Origin of the sequence: Polynucleobacter sp. AP-Nino-20-G2 (genome assembly GCF_018688235.1) — a bacterium.
Taxonomy (GTDB): domain Bacteria; phylum Pseudomonadota; class Gammaproteobacteria; order Burkholderiales; family Burkholderiaceae; genus Polynucleobacter.
Window position 1 is genome coordinate 1,310,337 of record NZ_CP061313.1, and the last position, 20,148, is coordinate 1,330,484.

Below are 20,148 nucleotides of genomic sequence, written 5' to 3' on the forward strand. Positions count from 1 at the left end.
GCACGGGTTTTTTCCCCACCGATATAATGATTAATCTACATCCAGGGCCAAAACCCCTTAACAATCTGATAGTTAACTGAAAAGCATGAGCCAATCACCACAAAGCATCATCGAACAAGCCTGGGAAAACCGCGCAAACCTCTCTCCTGAAGCCGTTTCTGGGGAAATCCGTAACGCCGTTAATGCAGTCCTCGAAGGCCTCAATACCGGCAATATTCGCGTGGCTGAACGCCGCAGCGTCGGCAAATGGGAAGTGAACCAATGGGTGAAAAAGGCAGTTTTGCTCTCTTTCCGCCTAGAAGACAACAAACCCATGGGCGCTGGTGGCTATACCCAGTTCTACGATAAGGTGCCCAGCAAGTTCGAAAACTACACCGCAGAAGACTTCGCCAATGGCGGTTTCCGCGTTGTCCCCCCGGCCATTGCTCGCCGAGGCTCATTTATTGGTAAAAATGCCGTTTTAATGCCTTCTTACGTCAATATTGGCGCTTATGTAGGCGAAGGCACCATGGTTGATACATGGGCAACCGTCGGTTCTTGCGCCCAAATCGGCAAAAACGTTCACCTTTCTGGTGGTGTTGGTATCGGCGGTGTATTGGAGCCAATCCAAGCTGGCCCAGTCATTATTGAAGATAACTGCTTTATTGGAGCCCGCTCCGAAGTGGTTGAAGGCGTAGTCATTGAAGAAAACGCCGTGCTTTCGATGGGCGTTTACATTGGTCAAAGCACGAAAATTTATGACCGTGAAACCGGTGAAATCCATTACGGTCGCGTTCCAGCAGGCTCCGTGGTTGTTCCTGGCTCACTCCCTTCAGCTTGCGGCAAATACAGCCTCTACGCTGCGGTAATCGTGAAGAAGGTCGATGCTCAAACTAGAGCAAAGACAGCTATCAACGAACTGTTACGCGATTAAGCCAGCCATATGAGCGCCACTCTTGAGTTAACTGAAGCCCTAATCGCCTGTCGTTCAGTAACCCCGGCAGATGGAGGTTGTCAGGAGCTGATTGCCAAGCGACTTCAGGCAATCGGCTTTCATACCGAGAGTGTCGTCAGTGGACCCGAGAATTTTCAAGTAACCAATTTGTGGGCAATCAAAAAAGGTAGCGCCGGGGATCAAGGCAAAGTCTTGATGTTTGCAGGCCACACTGACGTTGTCCCAACAGGCCCCCTGGAAAAATGGGACAGCGATCCATTTACCCCAACAATTCGAGATGGCATGCTCTACGGCCGTGGCGCTGCGGATATGAAAACATCCTTAGCCGGTTTTGTTGTAGCTACCGAAGAATTTGTAGTGACCCACCCAAACCACAAAGGCTCCATTGCCTTTTTAATCACCAGCGATGAAGAGGGCCCTGCAAATGATGGCACCGTCATCATGTGTGATCGCCTGCAAAAGCAAGGTCAGCGCCTTGATTACTGCGTGATTGGTGAGCCCACTTCAGTAGATCAATTGGGCGACATGATTAAGAATGGTCGCCGCGGATCGCTTTCCGGAAAGTTGCGAGTTAAAGGCATTCAAGCGCATATCGCCTACCCTCACTTAGGTCGCAATCCAATTCATCTATCTGCCCCAGCGATTCAATCTTTAGTGGAGACTGAATGGGATAAGGGCAACCAATACTTTCAGCCAACCAGCTTTCAGATCTCCAATATCCATGCGGGTACTGGCGCTAACAATGTAATCCCTGGCGAACTCACGATAGATTTCAACTTCCGCTTCTCAACTGAAAGCAAGCCTGAAGAGCTCCGTAGTCGCCTTGAGAACATTCTTAGCTCTGCTGGTCTAGATTTTGAGATTGACTGGGTGCTTGGCGGCAGCCCCTTCATTACAGGCGATGGCGATCTAGCTGGCGCGCTCCGCATGGCGATTAAAGCCGAAACTAAACTTGATACTGAACTCTCCACCACTGGTGGCACTAGCGATGGTCGCTTCATTGCCAAGATTTGCAATGAGGTAGTCGAGTTTGGCCCACTCAATGCCACCAGCCACAAAATCAATGAGTGCGTCATTGTTGATGACGTCGTGCCCCTCAAAAATATTTACCGCAAAACGCTTGAGCAGCTAATTGCTTAAGCCAATCAAAAATTTATGGACCCTTCGCCCCAGCAATCGCTCACACTTGATCAATGTATTGATCAAATCGCACAACAACTAGAAGCTGCAGATCTGCATTATGGTCATGGTGCAATTGATGCCCAGAGTGAGGCTTTGTGGATCGCCAGCAAGCAACTAGATTTAAGCCCTGCAGACGCACTTGATCATCTTGATCACATCATGAGCGTTGAGCAAATGAGCAAGGCGCTTGAGGTTACCAAAACCCGCATTACGACACGCAAACCATTAGCCTACATCTTAGGTGAGGCCTGGTTAATGAGTGTTCCTTTCTATTCCAGCGAACAAAGCATTGTTCCTCGCTCCTGGATTGCTGAGTTGATTGTGGACGGCTCACTTGAGCCTTGGTTACCTGCTGATGGTAAAGCCTTGGACCTCTGTACTGGCAATGGCTCGCTAGCTATTTTGCTAGCACTAGCCTGCCCAGATATTCGTGTCAGCGCTTGCGATATTAGCCTGCCTGCCCTGGCAGTGGCCTCTCGCAACCTCGATCGCCACGGGCTAACTTCCCAGGTTGAGTTATTTGATGGCGATCTCTGGGAGGCATTGCCAGAGCCGCATGATGACAATCGTTTTGATCTCATCATCTGCAATCCACCTTATGTCAATGCAGACTCGATGAACGCCTTGCCGGCTGAATATCATGCCGAACCCGCCCTTGCATTAGCCGGTGGAAATGATGGCATGGATCTCATTCGCAAAATTATTGCTGGAGCGCCAGACTACCTCTCTGAGCGTGGTGCGATTTTGATTGAGATCGGCAATGAGTATGAGAACTTCAAAAAAGCGTTCCCGCAAATTCCTGTCATTTGGATGGAAGTCTCTGCAGGTGACGAGCAGGTGCTACTCATTCAAGCGGAAGACTTGCGTTAAGACTTTCTAGATACTTGACTAGCTCAGCTCTGCAGCAGCAGAGATAGCTTGATCAATGCGCTCCACCGGAATCACCTTTAATCCAGGAATCTTAGTCTTAGGCATGTTTGCTTTTGGAATGATGGCTACCGTAAAGCCAAGCTTTGCAGCCTCCTTCAAGCGCTCTTGACCACGTGGGCAAGGACGAATCTCTCCGGCCAAACCAACCTCTCCAAATACGATTAACTCTTTAGGCAATGCCTTGTTGCGTATAGAGGACTGAATCGCCAACAATACCGCTAAGTCAGCGGCCGGCTCTGAAATCTTGACACCACCAACCGCGTTTAAGAAAACATCCTGATCAAAGCAAGCAACGCCAGCATGGCGATGCAGTACAGCCAAGAGCATTGCCAAGCGAGCCTGCTCTAAGCCCACAGCCAGCCTTCTTGGGTTGGGGATGTGCGCCGTATCAACGAGCGCCTGAATCTCCACTAACAATGGACGACTACCTTCTTGCGTAACCAGTACGCAGGCACCAGGTACCATCTCTGCATGTTGAGATAGGAAAATCGCCGAAGGATTGGCGACACCGCGCAAGCCCTTTTCCGTCATAGCAAAAACACCCAACTCATTCACGGCGCCAAAACGATTCTTGATGGAGCGCACCAACCTGAATGAAGAGTGTGTATCGCCCTCAAAATATAAAACCGTATCCACAATATGTTCAAGTACTCGGGGACCCGCTAAATGGCCGTCTTTAGTGACGTGCCCAACCATCAGCACGCAAATGCCACTTGACTTTGCCGCTCTCGTTAACTGCGCAGCGCATTCACGAACCTGAGCCACAGAGCCTGGAGCAGAACTCAATACCTCTGAATACAGCGTCTGAATTGAATCCACCACCAATACCTGGGGCTTCACGGTATCCATAATGGAGAGGAGCTTCTCTAACTGAATTTCGGCGAGTACTTCGAGTTGCGGCGCATCTAGAGCAATGCGTTTGGCTCGCAAGGCAATTTGAGCCGCAGACTCTTCACCACTGCTATAGAGGACATTCATGCCGGCCGCACTCATTTCGGCAAGCGCTTGCAGCAATAAGGTGGATTTACCAATACCTGGATCACCACCCAATAGGACCACCCCGCCAGGAACTAATCCACCACCTAAGACACGATCAAATTCTTCTACGCCAGTACTAAATCTAGGCAAATCCTCTGCCGAAATAGCGGATAACTTTTGACGAGGCAAAGATTGCGCCAGACCTTGAAAGCGAGAATTCGAGCTGACCTCTGGCAGGCCTTCCTCCAGCGTATTCCACGCCTGACAAGATGGACATTGCCCCTGCCACTTAGCGGAAGTACCACCACAGGACTGACATATATAGATGGTTTTTATCTTGGCCAATGTATTAATCGAGCTGAGTGCCCGCTTTATTTTCTTGAGCACGCCTAGGCGCATCTTTACGACGCTGCTCTACATCTGCAGCCCGGGCTGCAGCGGCCTTTTGCTTCTCTTCAAACTCCTTTTGATTGGCTGCGCGTTCGGCAGCCTTCTCAGCAGAACCGCGTTCAGCAATCTTTGCAGCATCGCGCTGATCTTTAAGACTGGTGCGCAACTTACGCTGAACCTCATGCAACTCAACTTCCTGCGCCTGAATCGGGTCAATCTCCTTACGATACTGCGCACGAGACTCAGCCAAGCAACGATTTACCCAATACTGTTGATAACACTCGTTATTGGTTTTTTCCCAACGATACTTAGCCCAGTCACGCTGTAGCTCTAGCTCTTGCTCAATTTTATCGAGCTGCTCGAGCTGAGCCTCTTCTGCAGGCGTCGCTAATACCAAGCTACTGAATGAGCAGATGAGTAAGAAAACACCGCAGGAAAACAACGAGCGTAAAGTAATCGGCTTTTTCAAATCTCAACCTTCGCACCAAGCTCAACCAAGCGGTTAGCAGGAATCTTAAAGAAGTCCGATTGACGACCTGCGTTTTGATACATCCAGCAGAACAAACGTTCACGCCATAAGGCCATACCAGGCAACTCCGTTGCCACAATCGTATCTCGAGATAAAAAGAATGAGGTGTCCATTAAATTGAACTTCAGGCCCGATGACTTTTCAATTAACTCAATAATCTTGCCCATGTCCGGAGTTTCATTAAATCCGTAAACAGCCCTAACAACATAGATGTTATTTCCGAGATCGCGCAAGTTAATGCGCTCTTCATCCTTTACATAAGGAACATCCCAAATGCTGACCTTCAGGAAAAATACTCTTTCATGCAGCACATGGTTGTGCTTGAGATTGTGCAGGAAAGAAACGGGCAGATAGTCAACATGCGCAGTCAAGAAAATTGCCGTACCCTCTACTCGATGCGGAGGGTTTTTCATCAGAACATCGATGAAGCCTTTCAGTTCAATGCCTTCTTCCATGGCGCGCTGACGCAATAACTTGCGACCCTGATACCAAGTCATTAAGAGCAAGAAGCAAGCTGCACCCAATAACAATGGGAACCAACCGCCTTCTAAGATCTTTAATAGATTGGCGGTTAAGAATGCTAAGTCAACGATCAAGAATGCGCTAATCACCAAAGTGACCAATAGCGTATTCCAGCGCCAAACTATTCGCATCACAATGGCTGCCAAGAAAGTGGTCACAATCATTGTGGTCGTAACCGCAATGCCATAGGCGGCAGCTAAATTCTCAGACTTCTTAAACGCAAGCACCACCGCAATCACCAAAACCAATAAGCTCCAATTGACCAGAGGCATATAAATCTGGCCAATTTCACGATCAGAGGTATGGCGAATCTTCATACGCGGGACAAAACCCAATAGGATCGCCTGGCTTGTCATAGAAAATGCCCCCGAGATCACTGCTTGTGAGGCGATCACAGTGGCCAATGTGGCGAGTATCACTAACGGAAATACAAAACCCTCTGGAACCATTAAGAAAAATGGATTGGTAATGTTCTCAGGATGATTTAAGAACATTGCACCTTGACCAAAATAATTCAAGATCAAACAAGGCATCACAATAAAGAACCAGCCCAGGCGAATAGGTTTAGCACCAAAATGCCCCATATCCGCATAAAGCGCCTCTGCGCCGGTTAAAACTAAGAAGACGGCACCAAGAACAATAAACCCCTGCAAAGCATGCTCATCCATAAATTGAATGGCATACAAAGGATTGATTGCAGCAAAAATTGCAGGGTTATCAATCACCTGATAAATACCCATTAAACCAATCACCGCAAACCACAGCAACATGACTGGTCCAAATAAATTACCCACCACCGCGGTACCGGTCTTTTGTATGAAAAACAAAATAACCAAAATCACAATCGTGGTTGGAATGATGTAACGAGTAAAGTCATGCGAGATAACCTCCATACCCTCCACGGCGGAGAGAACGGAAATAGCTGGGGTGATGATGGCATCGCCGTAGAACATGCAGGCCCCAAAAACCCCCGCCATGATGATTAGTAGGGATCGCTTTGATCCAGTTGGCGCTGTGCGTAGTGCCAATGCCATCAGGGCCAGAATTCCACCCTCGCCATGGTTATTGGCGCGCATCACAAACATCACATACTTGAGCGAGACCACAATCGCGAAAGCCCAGAAAACCATCGAAATCACACCATAAACAGCCTCGGGTGAAAAAGGAATGCCATGCTCAGGACTGAAGCATTCTTTCAGAGCATATAAAGGACTGGTTCCAATATCTCCAAAAACCACGCCAATGGCTGCAAGCATGAGTGAGAATGAGGCGCCTTTTGGGTGATCTTGCTCTTGGCGAGAAATCTCAACCGGTCTTAATAAAGAGGATTGGGAAAACTCCGGGTTACTGACTGACATTAATAGGCCTCATCTCAATGTTGCGTGGCAATATGTTACTCCTTATGCAGGCTGACTTAGGGCTCATATTTGCCCTTCAAAACCCCATATTCCACCGCTATTTCAAGGAATACCTCGACAGAGATGGTCAAAAAATGGTAGAATTACAGCTTCAGACGCGGGGTGGAGCAGTCTGGCAGCTCGTCGGGCTCATAACCCGAAGGTCGTAGGTTCAAATCCTGCCCCCGCAACCAAATAAGTAGAAGGCTTCTAGGTCAATTGACTCAGAAGCCTTTTTGCTTTTATGTAGACAGAGTGACTGAATTGTGACTCCCTAAAGTGGGGCTCAAACATCCCTAAATTAGGGATAAACAGCTCCCGCATAATCAAACACTCTACTATTCTGAAATTGATGATCTTTAGTCAATCCGCCTGGATTGAAACTTTTGGAGAATGTGCAATGACACTATTAAGCAAACTGGCTGCGATCGCCATAAGCTCTTTAACCAGCTTTGGAGCAATTGCCCAGACCTACCCCACTAAACCTATACGCATCATTGTTCCATTTGCCCCTGGTGGTAGTACAGACATTATTGCGCGCAGTATGGCTGACCCATTAAGCAAGCAACTAGGTCAACCAGTGATTGTGGAAAACAAGGCTGGCGGCGGAGGCTCAGTTGGCGCCCTTGAGGTAATGCGCGCCCCAAAAGACGGCTACACATTGGGAATTGCTACCGTATCGACCACTGCGTCCAATCCAGCCATCAATACCAAAATTGGCTACGACCCGATTAAGGATTTCACACCCATTACCAATATTGCTGCGACCCCTAATGTCATCGTAGTGAACCCATCCTTTCCGGCTCGTGACTTCAAAACCTTTATGGAAGTCATTAAGAAGAATCCGGGCAAATACTCCTACGCCAGTTCTGGCACGGGCGGTATTGGGCATATGCAAACCGAACTCTTCAAGAGTTTGAGCGGGACCTTTATCGTTCATATCCCCTACCGTGGCGCAGGCCCCGGCTTAGTTGATGTCGTTGCAGGACAGGTTCCCATCATGTTCGACAACCTACCTTCCGCCCTACCCTTCATCAAGGATGGAAGACTCATTCCGATTGTGATCGCCGCACCAAAGCGCTTGGCTCAATTACCAAACGTTCCCACATTCGCGGAAGTAGGTCTTGCACCAGCAAACAGAATGGCTTACTACGGCTTATTGGGCCCTGCTGGATTACCAAAAGATGTCGTAGACAAGATTTATGCGGCTGCGCAAAAAGTGGTGCAGGATCCCGCTGTTAAAAAACGTATCGAAGAAACGGGCTCGATCATTAACGTAAATGGTCCAGAAGCATTCTCCAAAGAGATTGCTTCGGAGTATTCCACTTATAAGGGTGTAGTTGCCAAGCAAAAACTAGAATTAGAGTAAGCGCTTGAAGCTCCAATAAAAAACCGCCTTTTTTCTGGCGGTTTTTTATTGCTTCTGAGTGAGTCACTTTCCGCATACATCATTGATGTAAATGCCCCTATTGGTTCATCGGCATTTGCTTCGGAGCGCCCTGGGGCATGCCACTGCCATTCATCATTTGCTGATGAATATCTTTCATGCTGCCATGCATGGCAGGATCGCAATGCTCGTATCCTGTAGCGCTTGAAGCGCCACCCATCTCATGACCTATGCCCTTGTAACCCAAGAGCGCAGGATCAAGCATGCCGGCAATCATGGCGATATGCCCAAACACCAAAAACAAGGCGACACAAATAGCATGAACTCGTAACTTGCCCATTTGATCAAGAGCCTTGTTTACAAAACCAAATTCCTGCAAGGCAATCCAAATCAAAGGCAAGCCACCTATCAAGTAACTACCCACTGCAATCACATCTATCGCAGTTCTCCATTCACCATTTTTAGTAATGGGCAATACAGCAGTAGCCATCAAATACACAATGATGCCAATGAAATACAGCCCTACTGCCGTTCCCGAAAAACGATTAAGGTGATACACAAAGCCATCGAACTTACGGGTAAATAGAATGTATAACTCGGTGATTGCCAATGTCTCAGCAAGCACAACAGGGATTGCCATAAAGATTAAAAGATTCCAGGGCTGGTTATCAGCCAGTAACTGCATATAGTGAGTCATATTCATTGCACTTCTCCAAAATCAAAAATTATTAAAAGGCAAATTGCCATCTACATGAATTTATGCCTGATTTTTGGGAGGCTTATAAATAGATTCTGCAATGTTAGAGATCAATTTAGATCCGTAGCCAAATGAATAGGCATGGGATTGCTCGGGATGACTAAAGATAAACGGGGTATTTAAGACTGCGATAGTGGAACAACAGTAGTGGCCCGTAGCTGTCCCATAGCTGGAAGCCCCGCCTTCATATTGATCTGCATTGACTGCAGTCTCACAATGGTCATGACCAGCAATATCGGTTGCTGCCAAACTTGTATGAGCGATTTGAAATGGCATCGATGCGGCATTCACCATGCCGATAAGGAGACTTAGACAGAATAGGATTACCACCTTCTTCATTCTTTCAGTTTACGCTCAATTCTGGCCTACGGTGCCATAAACGCATTGACTGATTTCTCCAAAATAACGGACTTTCCTTTGAGGGATTTGCGGCTTTAAATGTCCAAATTTGAGCCCCTGTGTTTGGGGTTTGGGTAAATGGAATACCTAAAGCCTGATAACGAGCACTGACTGTGGGGTGGGGGTGGCCATAGCGATTGCGATAACCGTTTTGGGCAAATGCCACGTCTGGACTTAAGACCTGCAAAAGCTCAAGGGATGAAGATGTTTTACTACCATGATGCGGTGCCATAAAGATTAGCTCTCTATCCCCCACATTGTCTAAAGCGCTAGCATCCAAGCGAGCGGTGATTTCAGCCTCACCCTGCCTCTCTACGTCACCAGTTAACCAGAACGAGGTGTTGTGATTACGCACCTCTAGAACGCAACTCATTTCGTTTGGCTTGCCTGGCTGGCGCTCTTCAAAGCGAGTGTCTTCATGCGGATGCCAGATATAAAACTCCACTCCATCCCAAACCCAATTCTGACCAAAGCGACAAGGAATCGCCGGAATCTGGCGTGCCGCTAAGTTTTTCAATAAAGGATTTGCGCTTGGCAAGGAGCCCATCATGGAATCAAAAGAAATTTCCTTGAGCAAGCTTGCCGCACCGCCAATATGGTCGCTATCACTATGACTAATGACCATGCGATCAATTTGATTGATTCCCCGCCCTCGCAGAAACGGCAGAATAGTTCTTTGGCCGGCATCATCTTTCCCCTGTATTGGTCCCGTGTCATATAACAGGCTTTTACTAGACGTCTCAAGCAGTACGGCGGTGCCTTGCCCAATATCCAATACGGTGGCACGGAACTCGCCAGGTACTAGAGATTGAAATGCTGTAGGCCGAATAAATAAGCATAGCGATAAAGAAATCCCTATCAACCTCAATACCCAAGCATCTGCAAGTTTTCCAGGACGAATTGCGATAACAATTCCAATGGTCGATAAACCAAGTGCCCACCAAGCCGGCTGATTTGACCAAGCCACAGCCCACCTCCAACTCGCCATCCAAGCAAGCATGACTGCCAAATATTCCATCGTTGCATGAGCGGGTAGCAATAGCCATTTACCGATGAACTCCGGCAACAATGCTCCGGCAATCGCTAGAGGTGTCACGATGTAGCTGACAACTGGAATCGCAATCGCATTTGCCAAGGGCGACACAATCGATACCTGATAGAACCAATACAGAGTCAAAGGCAGCAATGCGATGGTAACAACAGCCTGAACCCGACAAGCTTCACGCAAGGCTTGGGTTAATCTCTGCCTCCAATGCACCTCCAACTCACGCCCTGTAGGGAGGCCAAGCAATCCGTCAGAATCTTGCATCGCGTAGAGGATGGCAGCTACAGCACCAAATGAAAGCCAAAACCCAGGTGTATAAGGTGCCATGGGATCAATCAATAATACAAATGCTAAAGCCCACCACCAAATATCAAATGAGCGAGGATTTCTGCCCGACCAAAGCGCGAAGGCAACCACACCCACCATATACATGGTTCTTTGCGCAGGAATCTGAAAGCCTGCTAACCAAGCATAAATAAATGCAGTCAACAAACCCATCGCAGCCGATACCTTAGCAGCCGGAATCAATAAGGGTAAAGATTGGCGACGCCAAAAAAATGTGGCGAGCATCGCCCCAAATCCAGCCAGCATCGTGACATGGAGTCCCGAAATAGAAATGAGGTGCCCAATACCAGTGGCATTGAATACCCTCCAATCATCTTGGGCAATCGCATTTTGATCACCCATCACCAAGGCAGCTACCACCCCGCCATACCGCGCATCAGCAGGCAGGGAGCGCTGAATCTTTTTCCTTAGCTTCCAGCGTTGATACTCCATCGCCAAGGAAAACTCATGCCATGCAATATCCCGTTCTAGAATTAATTCACCCGACCTGACGGATCCGCTGGCACCGAAATTCTGGTGAAATGACCAGCGCTCAAAATCAAAGGTGTATGGATTTAGCGAGCCATAAGGACGCTTCACTTTGACCTTCAATCTCCATCTCTGACCGGGAATAATTTCCGGCACATCTTGAGGATTGCGCCAGGCTGGTTGCCAGCTTAAATAGACCTGCTTGGGAAATACATCAAGCTCATGCTGAGCCAAGGTTGCGTGATCGACTTCAAAGGAAAACTTCGCACCCGAAGAAGTGCTCTGAGGCAAAGAATTTGCCCTGCCTTCGAGAATGACATCTTTACCTTCGTACTCTATAGACAAAATATTATTTAATCTATTTTGCGCATAGTACGCATTCCAAGCAAACCCTACACACAGAAATAAAAGAGAGTTGAATACTCTAGATAAGTAAAGGCGCTTTAAATAAACCCAATTCAAATAGCCGCCTATGAAGCAAGTAATACCAATCACAGAGCAAAATAGAGGCCAGCGCCCTGGAAGTTCAGGCAAAAATAGCAGAAGCGATCCCCCGGCGATAAACGCCGTAATATTAATCCGCAAGTGTTTAAGAGGCTGCTTTAGGGTTGATTTGCTTGGTCATGAGATTTGACCAACGAGGCAAAGCCTCCATCGCATTTTGCCAAACAGCGATGGAAAATGCCTCATCACTGATTCCGCGAATGGCCGCCAATTGCTGAGTAATTCGAGGAAGCAATGCGGGCTCATTCAACAACCCGCCCTCACCTTTAAGCCAAGATGGCGGAATATCAGGGGCGTCCGTTTCGGTCACGATGCTGCTTAGCGGTAGTTCTTGTAATAAGCGGCGGATTTGCAAGGCGCGATCATAGGTTGCCGCACCTCCAAAGCCTAACTTAAAGCCAAGCCCAATAAATTGTTCAGCTTGTTGATGACTACCATTAAATGCATGTGCTATTCCACCTGGCACTGCTCGCCTTCTTAAAGCTTTCAGAATGGCGTCTTGTGAGCGGCGTACATGCAAAATCACAGGCAACTGAAATTCTTGAGCAAGATCCAATTGCGCATGAAAGAAGTACTCTTGTCGCTGAGGATCTAAACCCTCTACGAAATAATCCAAGCCAATTTCTCCGATACCAACAAAGCGCGGATCATCCATCGATTGCTCAATATGGGATTTCAAAACCGCTATATCACTCTCTTTGGCTTGATTGATATAGAGAGGATGAATGCCTAGGGTGTAAACAAGCCCAGTAATATCACTACTGTAATTTCTGATCAAGCCTTTAACGACATCGCAATCTGACGCCCGCACTGTTGGAACAAGAATTGCCTTAACCCCGGCATCAGCCGCATACGAAATGATCTTCGCGAGCTGATCAGTAAATTCTGGGGCGTCTAAATGGCAATGGGTATCAACCCAATTCAGAGCATCGCTCATTGTGAAAACGTTTTTAATACTCCGCGCTCTAAATGCAAAATGCGGTCACAACGTTTGGCGCGGATAGGGTCATGGGTCACAATCACAAAGGCCGTGCCTTGCTCGCGAGCGATATTCAACATCAAATCAAACACACCATCAGCAGTTTCTGTATCGAGATTACCAGTTGGCTCATCCGCCAAGACGCAGGCGGGGTTTCCAACCAATGCTCGCGCTACTGCAACACGCTGACGCTCACCACCAGAAAGCTCGCCAGGAGTATGTTGCACTCGTTTTGCCAATCCCACAGCATGCAACATGTGATTAGCCCGCTCCATAGCTTCATCATTACCTAAACCACGGATACGCAGTGGCAAGGCGACATTTTCTACGGCGCTAAATTCATCCAAGAGGTGGTGAAATTGGTAAATAAAACCAAGGCCCTGGTTGCGCAATTGATCCAATTTGCCCACAGGTAATTGATGAAGATTCTCACCAGCCAACATCACAGAACCAGCACTCGGTGCATCTAAGCCACCTAGCAAGTGCAACAAGGTGCTCTTTCCAGAGCCAGAAGATCCGATGATTGCTACTTTCTCAGAAGTAATGACATCCAAATCAATCGCCTTGAGCACTTCAACAGCGGTCACGCCTTTCCCATAGGTCTTTGCCAAACCTTTAGCGCTGAGCACTAAATTCGATGTGGGATGTATTGTATTACTCATAACGCAAGGCCTCCGCTGGTTGAACTTGAGCGGCACGTCTGCTTGGATACAAAGTCGCCAACACTGATAAACCAAAGGCCATTAAGCCAACAGTAAGTACATCAGAAAGTCGAACGTCTGATGGCAACTCACTAATAAAGTACACATCACGCGGCAAGAAACGTACCCTGAATATAGCTTCGATTGCTGGCACGATGACATCAATATTTAAGGCAATTAACAGACCCAAACCGACTCCAGCCAAGGAGCCCAGCAATCCAATGGCCAAGCCTTGCACGAGGAAGATGCGTTGAATTAATCCTGGGCTAGCACCCATCGTTCTCAATATGGCGATATCCGCCTGCTTCTCATTCACGGTCATGACTAAAGTAGAGACCAGATTAAATGCAGCAACGGCAATAATGAGCGTCAAGATGATGAACATCATTTTTCTTTCGGTTTGAACTGCGGCAAACCAATTGCGGTTGGAGCGGGACCAATCCGTTACCCACAGTGCCTGCGGCACGACTTGCGCCAATTCTGAAGCAATCTCTGGAGCGCGCTGCATATCATCCACTTTGACACGCAGACCAGAAGGATTCTGCAAGCGCAACAATGCCGCAGCATCTTTCCAGTGCATGATTGCTAAAGAGCTATCGTATTCGTAATGGCCGCTATCCACAATTCCAACCACCTGGAGAGTACGCATCCTCGGCATAGCGCCTGCCGGAGTGAGGTCGCTTTCTGGCACGATCAGATTAATACGATCGCCCACACGCGCACCAATAATGCTTGCTAACTGCGCACCCAAGGCGACACCAAAACTACCTGGCTTCAAATCCTCAACACTGCCAGCAACGAATTGCTTGGGTAAATCAGAAACCTTGCCCTCTTCACTTGGTAACACGCCACGAATAGCAACGCCACGCATGACATTTTCACGACTGAGCAAACCTTGCGAACTCACCATAGGCGCGACACCCAATACGTGCGGCTGGGAGGCGACTTTAAGAGAAACAGCCTCCCAATTCGCCAGACCATCGGGAGCAGTAATTTCAACGTGGGAGAGCACGGACAGCATGCGATCTCGCACCTCTTTCTGGAAACCATTCATCACAGAAAGCACCACAATAAGGGCTGCAACCCCTAGGGCAATGCCTGCGGTGGATATTCCGGAAATAAAAGATAGGAAGCCATCGCGCTTGCCGACGATCTTGCGACGCTTAGATCGGGTATAACGCAGGCCAATTTCCAGCTCAATAGGAAGTCTCAACATGACCACAGTTTAGACAATCACATAGACAATGCGATGGATTCTGTAAATGCCACCTAAAATCAGGGGAATGACTGCCAATTTCACCTCCCAAAACACCACATCTAGGCGCTTTACCCTCATGCTCTCAGGGGAGGATGCGTTTGATCTTGATTTGGCACAAAACTCACCTCCCAGCGGACTTCCCCAAGAGCGCTTCCTATTAGGCGACAAGCTGCCAATTGCCCCAATATTGTTGATGGCTCAAAGCGCTGTGGCATTTGACCCCCAACAGGTGATCGCCTGCCTGCAACCAGTCCACCTTCATGCCACTAGAGACCATTTAATTTTGATGGCGCAAAGCCAGGTTGATCTGACTGCCGAAGAATCCAATGCTCTCCTAAAAGTAGCAATTCCCTTTATTGAGGAAGACTTCCAACACAAAGTGTTATTTCAAGGACAGGGGGATTGGTTTATTCCCGCCGGCCCTTTTGCCAGCCTCGCCACCCACTCGATCGAACAGGCTCATGGTCGCAATATTGATTGGTGGATGCCTCGCGATACTCATGAAGCGGGATTGGCCAGACTCTGGCGCAAACTTCAAAATGAAATCCAAATGCTCTGGCATATTGATCCTGTCAATGAGCAGCGCGCGCAAATCGGACTGCCAAGTATTAACTCCCTTTGGATTAGTGGCATTGGGAAATTAGCAGATGTTCAGGCACCCCAGCTTCTTCAAAGCGCTAACAATATTTATGGAGATCACCCCACCCTAGCTGGATTGGCAAAATTTCTTGATCGCCCACACCAACATAAAATTGATTTTGCAAATTTAGTTAACGCATTTGCTTGGGTGAGCAATCCAGAAACACATTGGGGTAACTTGAGGCAAGCCCTATTAGATAAAACAATCGATGAACTAGAAATCATTGACTTTCAAACAGGCAAACCACGTCATCGAATCTTCACCGCTAAAGACGTAAATAGAAAATCGTGGGCATTCTGGAAAAAGTCCGAGCCCCTAAGCTGGCCAGAAATCGCAGGGTAAGAGCATGAGTTTATTTTCGCAGCGTCCTTTCTCCGACCGCACCGCTACTTGGCTACAGCAAAGTGGCTTGCATCCACTACTCGCCAGATTATTTGCGGCGCGCGGGATCGATAAGCCGGAAGAATTATCACTAGACCTCAAGGGCTTACTGTCACCTGTCGAGCTCAAGAATTGCATTAGTACCGCCACTTTGTTAGCGGATATCTTAGAGCGCAAGGAATCGATGCTAGTGGTTGCAGACTATGACTGCGACGGCGCTACTGCATGCGCAGTAGCGGTACGCGGACTCAAAATGTTAGGTGGCGCCGATACCGCTATTCAATTTCTAGTGCCTAACCGATTTACGATGGGTTATGGCTTAACACCTGAAGTCGTTGAGTTGGCGGCGCAACAACAGCCAAAACCCAAATACCTCATTACCGTTGATAACGGCATTGCTAGTGAGGCCGGTGTAGATCGAGCTCATGAATTAGGTATGGAAGTGATTGTTACGGACCATCACCTGCCCGGTGATAAGCTGCCAAAAGCTACGGCAATCGTCAACCCAAATCAACCTGGCTGCAGCTTTCCAAGCAAAGCACTCGCTGGCGTAGGCGTGATGTTTTATGTACTGGTAGCACTTCGTGCCGAACTGCGTAAGCGTGAAAAATTCACAGCAGAAACCCAGCCGAAAATTGAAAACCTATTAGACCTCGTTGCACTAGGAACAGTGGCCGACGTTGCTCAGCTTGATCGCAACAACCGGATATTAGTTTCCAACGGCCTAAAGCGTATTCGCACAGGGATTTCACAAGTAGGCATTCAAGCCCTCTTTCAGGCGGCAGGCCGCGATCCACGTAAAGCCAATACTTTTGACTTAGGCTTTGCGATAGGGCCGCGTCTTAACGCCGCTGGTCGACTTGCGGATATGACTTTAGGGATTCGCCTATTGCTGAGCAACAAGCAAGATGAAGCCATTGAACTCGCTTACGAACTCGATCGCATCAACCGCGAGCGACGGGTGATTGAAACGGGTATGCAAGAAACCGCTCTCGCCCATCTTGCTGAAGACCAACTGGCGGGCACTATGGCGGATCGCAATAGTATTTGCCTTTGGAATGCAGAGTGGCACCAAGGTGTTGTCGGAATCGTGGCATCCCGCCTTAAAGAACGCTTTAATCGACCTGCAATCGTTTTTGCTCCTGCCGATGGCGCCACCGGAGAGGAATTGCGTGGTTCAGGCAGATCGCTAACAGGCTTTCATTTACGAGATGCTCTCGATATCGTTTCTAAACGCGAACCCGGTCTCATCCTGAAATTTGGTGGCCATGCCATGGCAGCGGGCCTGACAATCCGCAAATCGGATTTTGAGCGTTTTGACACCGTGTTCCAGCAGGTCGCCGATGAACTACTCAACGATGAGCTACTTGAGCGTCGTCATATTCACGATGGAGCTTTGGCGCCATCAGACTTCACACCAGAAATGGGAGATCTCCTGGCCGAAGAAATCTGGGGTCAAGGCTTTCCTCAGCCTATTTTTTATGGGGAATTTGAGGTCGGACAACAAAGCCTGATGAAGGAAAAACATCTACGCCTACAGTTGCGCCCCCTAGGAGATGGGCAAGTATCTAGCAAGCCTTTTACTGGGGTCTGGTTCAATCGTACCCAAACTCTGCCATCAAGAGCCAAGCTGGCCTACCGACTAGTGACGGACCGCTTTCAGGGGCAGGCACGGGTTCAGCTCATGATTGAGGCCCATGACGAGGGCTAAACTGGAATAACCCCCTTATAATCAGGGGATGGAAGCCGAACAACTTAATATTATTTCAAATACCCTCTCCGATCTGCTCACGCGTGAGCAAGCACTTCGGGGGTATCTTTGACTTCGAAGTAAAGTCACGACGCCTTACCGAAGTTAACTCTATTCTTGAAGATCCCACCATCTGGGATGATCAAAAGAAAGCACAAGCCCTCGGCAAAGAAAAGAAATTGCTCGATGGTGTTGTTGCCACCCTTACCGATTTAAATACCAACATCACTGGCGCCATCGAATTATTCGATATGGCAAAAGAAGAGAGTGATTTTGAGACGATTGCCGCTATCGAGCAAGATGTCGAAGGCTATAGCAAGATCATTCACGATCTAGAGTTCCGCCGCATGTTCCACAACGAGATGGATTCATGCAACTGTTTTATTGATATTCAAGCAGGTGCTGGCGGCACTGAGGCTTGCGACTGGGCAAGCATGCTCTTTCGCCAATATCTTAAGTACTGCGAACGCAAAGGCTACAAAACAGAAATTCTGGAAGAGTCTGATGGCGATGTTGCTGGCATTAAGAGCGCGACAATTAAGGTGGATGGAGAATATGCTTACGGCCACCTTCGCTCAGAAACTGGCGTGCATCGTTTAGTGCGCAAGTCCCCATTTGACTCCTCGAATGGGCGCCACACCTCTTTTGCCAGTATTTATGTCTACCCCGAGATTGATGACTCGATTGAAATCGACGTCAATCCCGCCGATATTCGTACCGACACTTATCGCGCATCTGGCGCCGGCGGACAGCACATCAATAAAACTGACTCTGCAGTTCGCTTAACCCACCTTCCAACCGGAATTGTGGTGCAGTGCCAGAACGATCGAAGCCAGCACCGCAACAGAGCGGAAGCGATGACAATGTTGAAGTCACGCCTCTATGAACATGAGATGCAAAAGCGTCGGGCTGAACAAGACAAGCTAGAAGCTAGCAAAACCGATGTGGGCTGGGGTCATCAGATTCGATCTTATGTTCTTGATCAGAGCCGCATTAAAGACTTACGCACCAACGTTGAGATTTCCAACACACAAAAAGTATTGGATGGTGATCTCGATGCATTCATTGAAGCCAGCCTAAAACAAGGCGTCTGATCAATTACCCCATTCCAGCTATACATAATTTATATGAACGATAAAGTGAATCAATCCCCCGCTACTGAAGTTGTTGATGAGAACCACATCATTGTAGAGCGACGTGAAAAATTAGCCAAGCTACGCGAGGGTGGCGTTGCATTTCCAAATGACTTTGTACCAACCCATTTAGCCGCCGATCTTCATACCCACTATGACAGCCTGACTAAAGAAGAGTTGGCAGCCAAGAAAGTACATGTCAAAGTGGCCGGTCGCATGGTTCTCAAACGCGTCATGGGTAAAGCAAGCTTTGCGACTATTCAAGATCGTAGCGGTCAGATTCAGTTCTACATCAATGATGAAATTAGTGGTGCGGATACTCATGCCGCGTTCAAGCACTGGGATATGGGCGACTTCATCGCCGCTGAAGGTCATTTATTCAAAACCAATAAAGGCGAACTCTCCGTTGAGTGCAGCAATCTGCGCCTATTGAGCAAATCATTACGCCCTCTTCCAGACAAATTCCACGGTCTTTCTGATTTAGAAACTAAATATCGTCAGCGCTATGTTGACCTCATCGTCAATCCAGAAAGTCGCAATACTTTTAGAGCGCGTAGCAATACTATCGCTTCATTGCGTCGCCATATGTTGGATGCAGAATTCATGGAGGTGGAAACGCCAATGTTGCACCCTATTCCAGGAGGCGCAACTGCTAAACCATTTATTACCCACCACAATGCCCTAGACATGCAGATGTTCTTGCGTATCGCTCCAGAACTCTATCTAAAGCGCTTGGTGGTGGGTGGCTTTGAACGTGTCTTTGAAATTAACCGCAACTTCCGTAACGAAGGTGTAAGCCCGCGTCACAACCCAGAATTCACCATGATGGAGTTCTATGCAGCCTATACAGACTACCGTTGGCTCATGGATTTCACGGAGAGCTTAATTCGCTCTGCTGCGATTGATGCGCAAGGTACCGCAGTACTAACCCACCAAGGTCGTGAGCTTGATCTGAGCAAGCCCTTCCAGCGCTTAACGATTACTGAAGCCATCTTGAAATACTGCGGTCAGTCCAATAAGAGCTATGAGGCTGCACAATTAGAGGATGCGGCATTCATTCGTGCTGAATTGAAAAAAGGCGGCGAGAACCCAGATAGCCCCACTCTCAAGAATGCCGGCATTGGCGCACTCCAATTAGCCTTATTTGAATTGGTTGCCGAATCCCATCTTTGGGAACCAACTTACATCATCGATTACCCAATCGAAGTGAGCCCGCTTGCCCGCGAATCCGATACGCGCCCTGGTATTACCGAGCGCTTTGAATTGTTCATCACCGGTCGCGAGATTGCTAACGGCTTCTCCGAGCTCAATGATGCCGAAGATCAAGCTAATCGCTTCCGCAAGCAAGTGGAGCAAAAAGAAGCTGGCGATGAAGAGGCGATGTACTTTGACCATGACTTCATTCGCGCCCTGGAATACGGTATGCCTCCAACTGGTGGTTGCGGTATCGGCATCGATCGTCTCGTGATGCTTCTGACGGATGCGCCAAATATTCGTGATGTGATTTTGTTTCCTCACCTGCGCCGCGAAGAAGAATAA

At 48.2% G+C, this 20,148-nt stretch carries 17 protein-coding genes and 1 tRNA gene; 9 read left to right on the forward strand and 9 right to left on the reverse strand.

What is annotated here, in order from left to right; translation table 11 throughout:
- The first annotated feature begins 85 nt into the window (after positions 1-85).
- The 3 genes from dapD to prmB are packed head-to-tail and all read left to right on the forward strand — an operon-like array spanning position 86 to position 2,986.
- Positions 86-913 (forward strand): 2,3,4,5-tetrahydropyridine-2,6-dicarboxylate N-succinyltransferase, encoded by an 828-nt coding sequence (dapD, locus tag FD960_RS06785; RefSeq protein WP_215298111.1) that lies wholly within the window; start codon positions 86-88, stop codon positions 911-913.
- 9 nt (positions 914-922) lie between these two features.
- Positions 923-2,074 (forward strand): succinyl-diaminopimelate desuccinylase, encoded by a 1,152-nt coding sequence (gene dapE / locus FD960_RS06790; protein ID WP_215298113.1) that lies wholly within the window; start codon positions 923-925, stop codon positions 2,072-2,074.
- A 15-nt stretch (positions 2,075-2,089) separates the two neighbouring features.
- The gene (gene prmB / locus FD960_RS06795; protein WP_215298115.1) at positions 2,090-2,986 is read left to right on the forward strand and encodes a 50S ribosomal protein L3 N(5)-glutamine methyltransferase; all 897 of its coding nucleotides are present in this window, start codon (positions 2,090-2,092) and stop codon (positions 2,984-2,986) included.
- Positions 2,987-3,004: 18 nt separating this feature from the next.
- Here prmB and radA read toward each other — a convergent pair whose 3' ends face one another.
- From radA to FD960_RS06810, 3 genes are read right to left on the reverse strand one after another with little or no spacing between them, the layout of a single operon-like run.
- A complete protein-coding gene (gene radA / locus FD960_RS06800; protein WP_215298117.1) occupies positions 3,005-4,369 on the reverse strand; it encodes a DNA repair protein RadA in 1,365 nt (454 codons plus the stop codon).
- A gap of 4 nt (positions 4,370-4,373) precedes the next feature.
- Positions 4,374-4,883 carry a hypothetical protein gene (locus FD960_RS06805; RefSeq protein WP_215298119.1) on the reverse strand — a complete coding sequence of 170 codons (510 nt, stop codon included), beginning with the start codon at positions 4,881-4,883 and terminating at the stop codon, positions 4,374-4,376.
- Positions 4,880-6,721 (reverse strand): potassium transporter Kup, encoded by a 1,842-nt coding sequence (locus tag FD960_RS06810; protein WP_251369874.1) that lies wholly within the window; start codon positions 6,719-6,721, stop codon positions 4,880-4,882. The genes FD960_RS06805 and FD960_RS06810 overlap by 4 nt, the downstream gene beginning before the upstream one ends.
- Before the next feature lie 258 nt (positions 6,722-6,979).
- Here FD960_RS06810 and FD960_RS06815 point away from each other — a divergent pair.
- Both FD960_RS06815 and FD960_RS06820 read left to right on the forward strand, forming a co-directional pair.
- Positions 6,980-7,056, forward strand: a tRNA-Met gene (locus FD960_RS06815).
- A 206-nt stretch (positions 7,057-7,262) separates the two neighbouring features.
- The gene (locus FD960_RS06820) at positions 7,263-8,231 is read left to right on the forward strand and encodes a tripartite tricarboxylate transporter substrate binding protein BugE (protein ID WP_215298123.1); all 969 of its coding nucleotides are present in this window, start codon (positions 7,263-7,265) and stop codon (positions 8,229-8,231) included.
- A gap of 97 nt (positions 8,232-8,328) precedes the next feature.
- On the opposite strand, the gene FD960_RS06825 is transcribed toward FD960_RS06820, so the two are convergent.
- From FD960_RS06825 to FD960_RS06850, 6 genes are read right to left on the reverse strand one after another with little or no spacing between them, the layout of a single operon-like run.
- Complete coding sequence (locus tag FD960_RS06825) at positions 8,329-8,952, reverse strand: DUF6803 family protein (RefSeq protein ID WP_215298125.1); 624 nt, start codon at positions 8,950-8,952, stop codon at positions 8,329-8,331.
- A gap of 54 nt (positions 8,953-9,006) precedes the next feature.
- A complete protein-coding gene (locus tag FD960_RS06830; RefSeq protein WP_215298127.1) occupies positions 9,007-9,345 on the reverse strand; it encodes a hypothetical protein in 339 nt (112 codons plus the stop codon).
- A gap of 4 nt (positions 9,346-9,349) precedes the next feature.
- Positions 9,350-11,848: a DNA internalization-related competence protein ComEC/Rec2 gene (locus FD960_RS06835; RefSeq protein WP_371817420.1), complete on the reverse strand. Its 2,499-nt coding sequence runs from the start codon at positions 11,846-11,848 to the stop codon at positions 9,350-9,352.
- A 4-nt stretch (positions 11,849-11,852) separates the two neighbouring features.
- A complete protein-coding gene (locus FD960_RS06840) occupies positions 11,853-12,704 on the reverse strand; it encodes a TatD family hydrolase (RefSeq protein ID WP_215298129.1) in 852 nt (283 codons plus the stop codon).
- The gene (locus tag FD960_RS06845) at positions 12,701-13,408 is read right to left on the reverse strand and encodes an ABC transporter ATP-binding protein (protein ID WP_215298132.1); all 708 of its coding nucleotides are present in this window, start codon (positions 13,406-13,408) and stop codon (positions 12,701-12,703) included. The genes FD960_RS06840 and FD960_RS06845 overlap by 4 nt, the downstream gene beginning before the upstream one ends.
- The gene (locus FD960_RS06850; protein WP_215298133.1) at positions 13,401-14,663 is read right to left on the reverse strand and encodes a lipoprotein-releasing ABC transporter permease subunit; all 1,263 of its coding nucleotides are present in this window, start codon (positions 14,661-14,663) and stop codon (positions 13,401-13,403) included. The genes FD960_RS06845 and FD960_RS06850 overlap by 8 nt, the downstream gene beginning before the upstream one ends.
- Positions 14,664-14,709: 46 nt before the next feature.
- On the opposite strand from FD960_RS06850, the gene FD960_RS06855 reads away from it, so the two are divergent.
- The 4 genes from FD960_RS06855 (at position 14,710) to lysS (ending at position 20,148) form a co-directional block, all read left to right on the forward strand.
- Entirely contained in the window at positions 14,710-15,687 is a 978-nt protein-coding gene (locus FD960_RS06855; protein WP_215298135.1) for a hypothetical protein, read from the forward strand.
- A gap of 4 nt (positions 15,688-15,691) precedes the next feature.
- Positions 15,692-17,437, forward strand: a complete 1,746-nt coding sequence (gene recJ / locus FD960_RS06860; RefSeq protein WP_215298137.1) for a single-stranded-DNA-specific exonuclease RecJ — start codon at positions 15,692-15,694, stop codon at positions 17,435-17,437.
- 28 nt (positions 17,438-17,465) lie between these two features.
- A protein-coding gene (gene prfB / locus FD960_RS06865) for a peptide chain release factor 2 (RefSeq protein ID WP_215298139.1) occupies positions 17,466-18,570 on the forward strand; the annotation gives its coding sequence in 2 pieces (ribosomal slippage) (positions 17,466-17,546 and positions 17,548-18,570; 1,104 coding nt in all).
- A 33-nt stretch (positions 18,571-18,603) separates the two neighbouring features.
- Entirely contained in the window at positions 18,604-20,148 is a 1,545-nt protein-coding gene (gene lysS, locus FD960_RS06870) for a lysine--tRNA ligase (protein ID WP_215298140.1), read from the forward strand.

Bases quoted from the DNA above. Each gene is read 5' to 3' on its own strand.
- FD960_RS06840 (WP_215298129.1), bottom strand. From the start codon at position 12,704: ATGAGCGATGCTCTGAATTGGGTTGATACCCATTGCCATTTAGACGCC.
- recJ (WP_215298137.1), top strand. From the start codon at position 15,692: ATGAGTTTATTTTCGCAGCGTCCTTTCTCCGACCGCACCGCTACTTGG.
- FD960_RS06825 (WP_215298125.1), bottom strand. From the start codon at position 8,952: ATGAATATGACTCACTATATGCAGTTACTGGCTGATAACCAGCCCTGG.
- FD960_RS06845 (WP_215298132.1), bottom strand. From the start codon at position 13,408: ATGAGTAATACAATACATCCCACATCGAATTTAGTGCTCAGCGCTAAA.
- prmB (WP_215298115.1), top strand. From the start codon at position 2,090: ATGGACCCTTCGCCCCAGCAATCGCTCACACTTGATCAATGTATTGAT.
- FD960_RS06810 (WP_251369874.1), bottom strand. From the start codon at position 6,721: ATGCTTGCAGCCATTGGCGTGGTTTTTGGAGATATTGGAACCAGTCCT.
- dapE (WP_215298113.1), top strand. From the start codon at position 923: ATGAGCGCCACTCTTGAGTTAACTGAAGCCCTAATCGCCTGTCGTTCA.
- dapD (WP_215298111.1), top strand. From the start codon at position 86: ATGAGCCAATCACCACAAAGCATCATCGAACAAGCCTGGGAAAACCGC.
- FD960_RS06820 (WP_215298123.1), top strand. From the start codon at position 7,263: ATGACACTATTAAGCAAACTGGCTGCGATCGCCATAAGCTCTTTAACC.
- lysS (WP_215298140.1), top strand. From the start codon at position 18,604: ATGAACGATAAAGTGAATCAATCCCCCGCTACTGAAGTTGTTGATGAG.
- FD960_RS06830 (WP_215298127.1), bottom strand. From the start codon at position 9,345: ATGAAGAAGGTGGTAATCCTATTCTGTCTAAGTCTCCTTATCGGCATG.
- FD960_RS06855 (WP_215298135.1), top strand. From the start codon at position 14,710: ATGCCACCTAAAATCAGGGGAATGACTGCCAATTTCACCTCCCAAAAC.
- FD960_RS06850 (WP_215298133.1), bottom strand. From the start codon at position 14,663: ATGTTGAGACTTCCTATTGAGCTGGAAATTGGCCTGCGTTATACCCGA.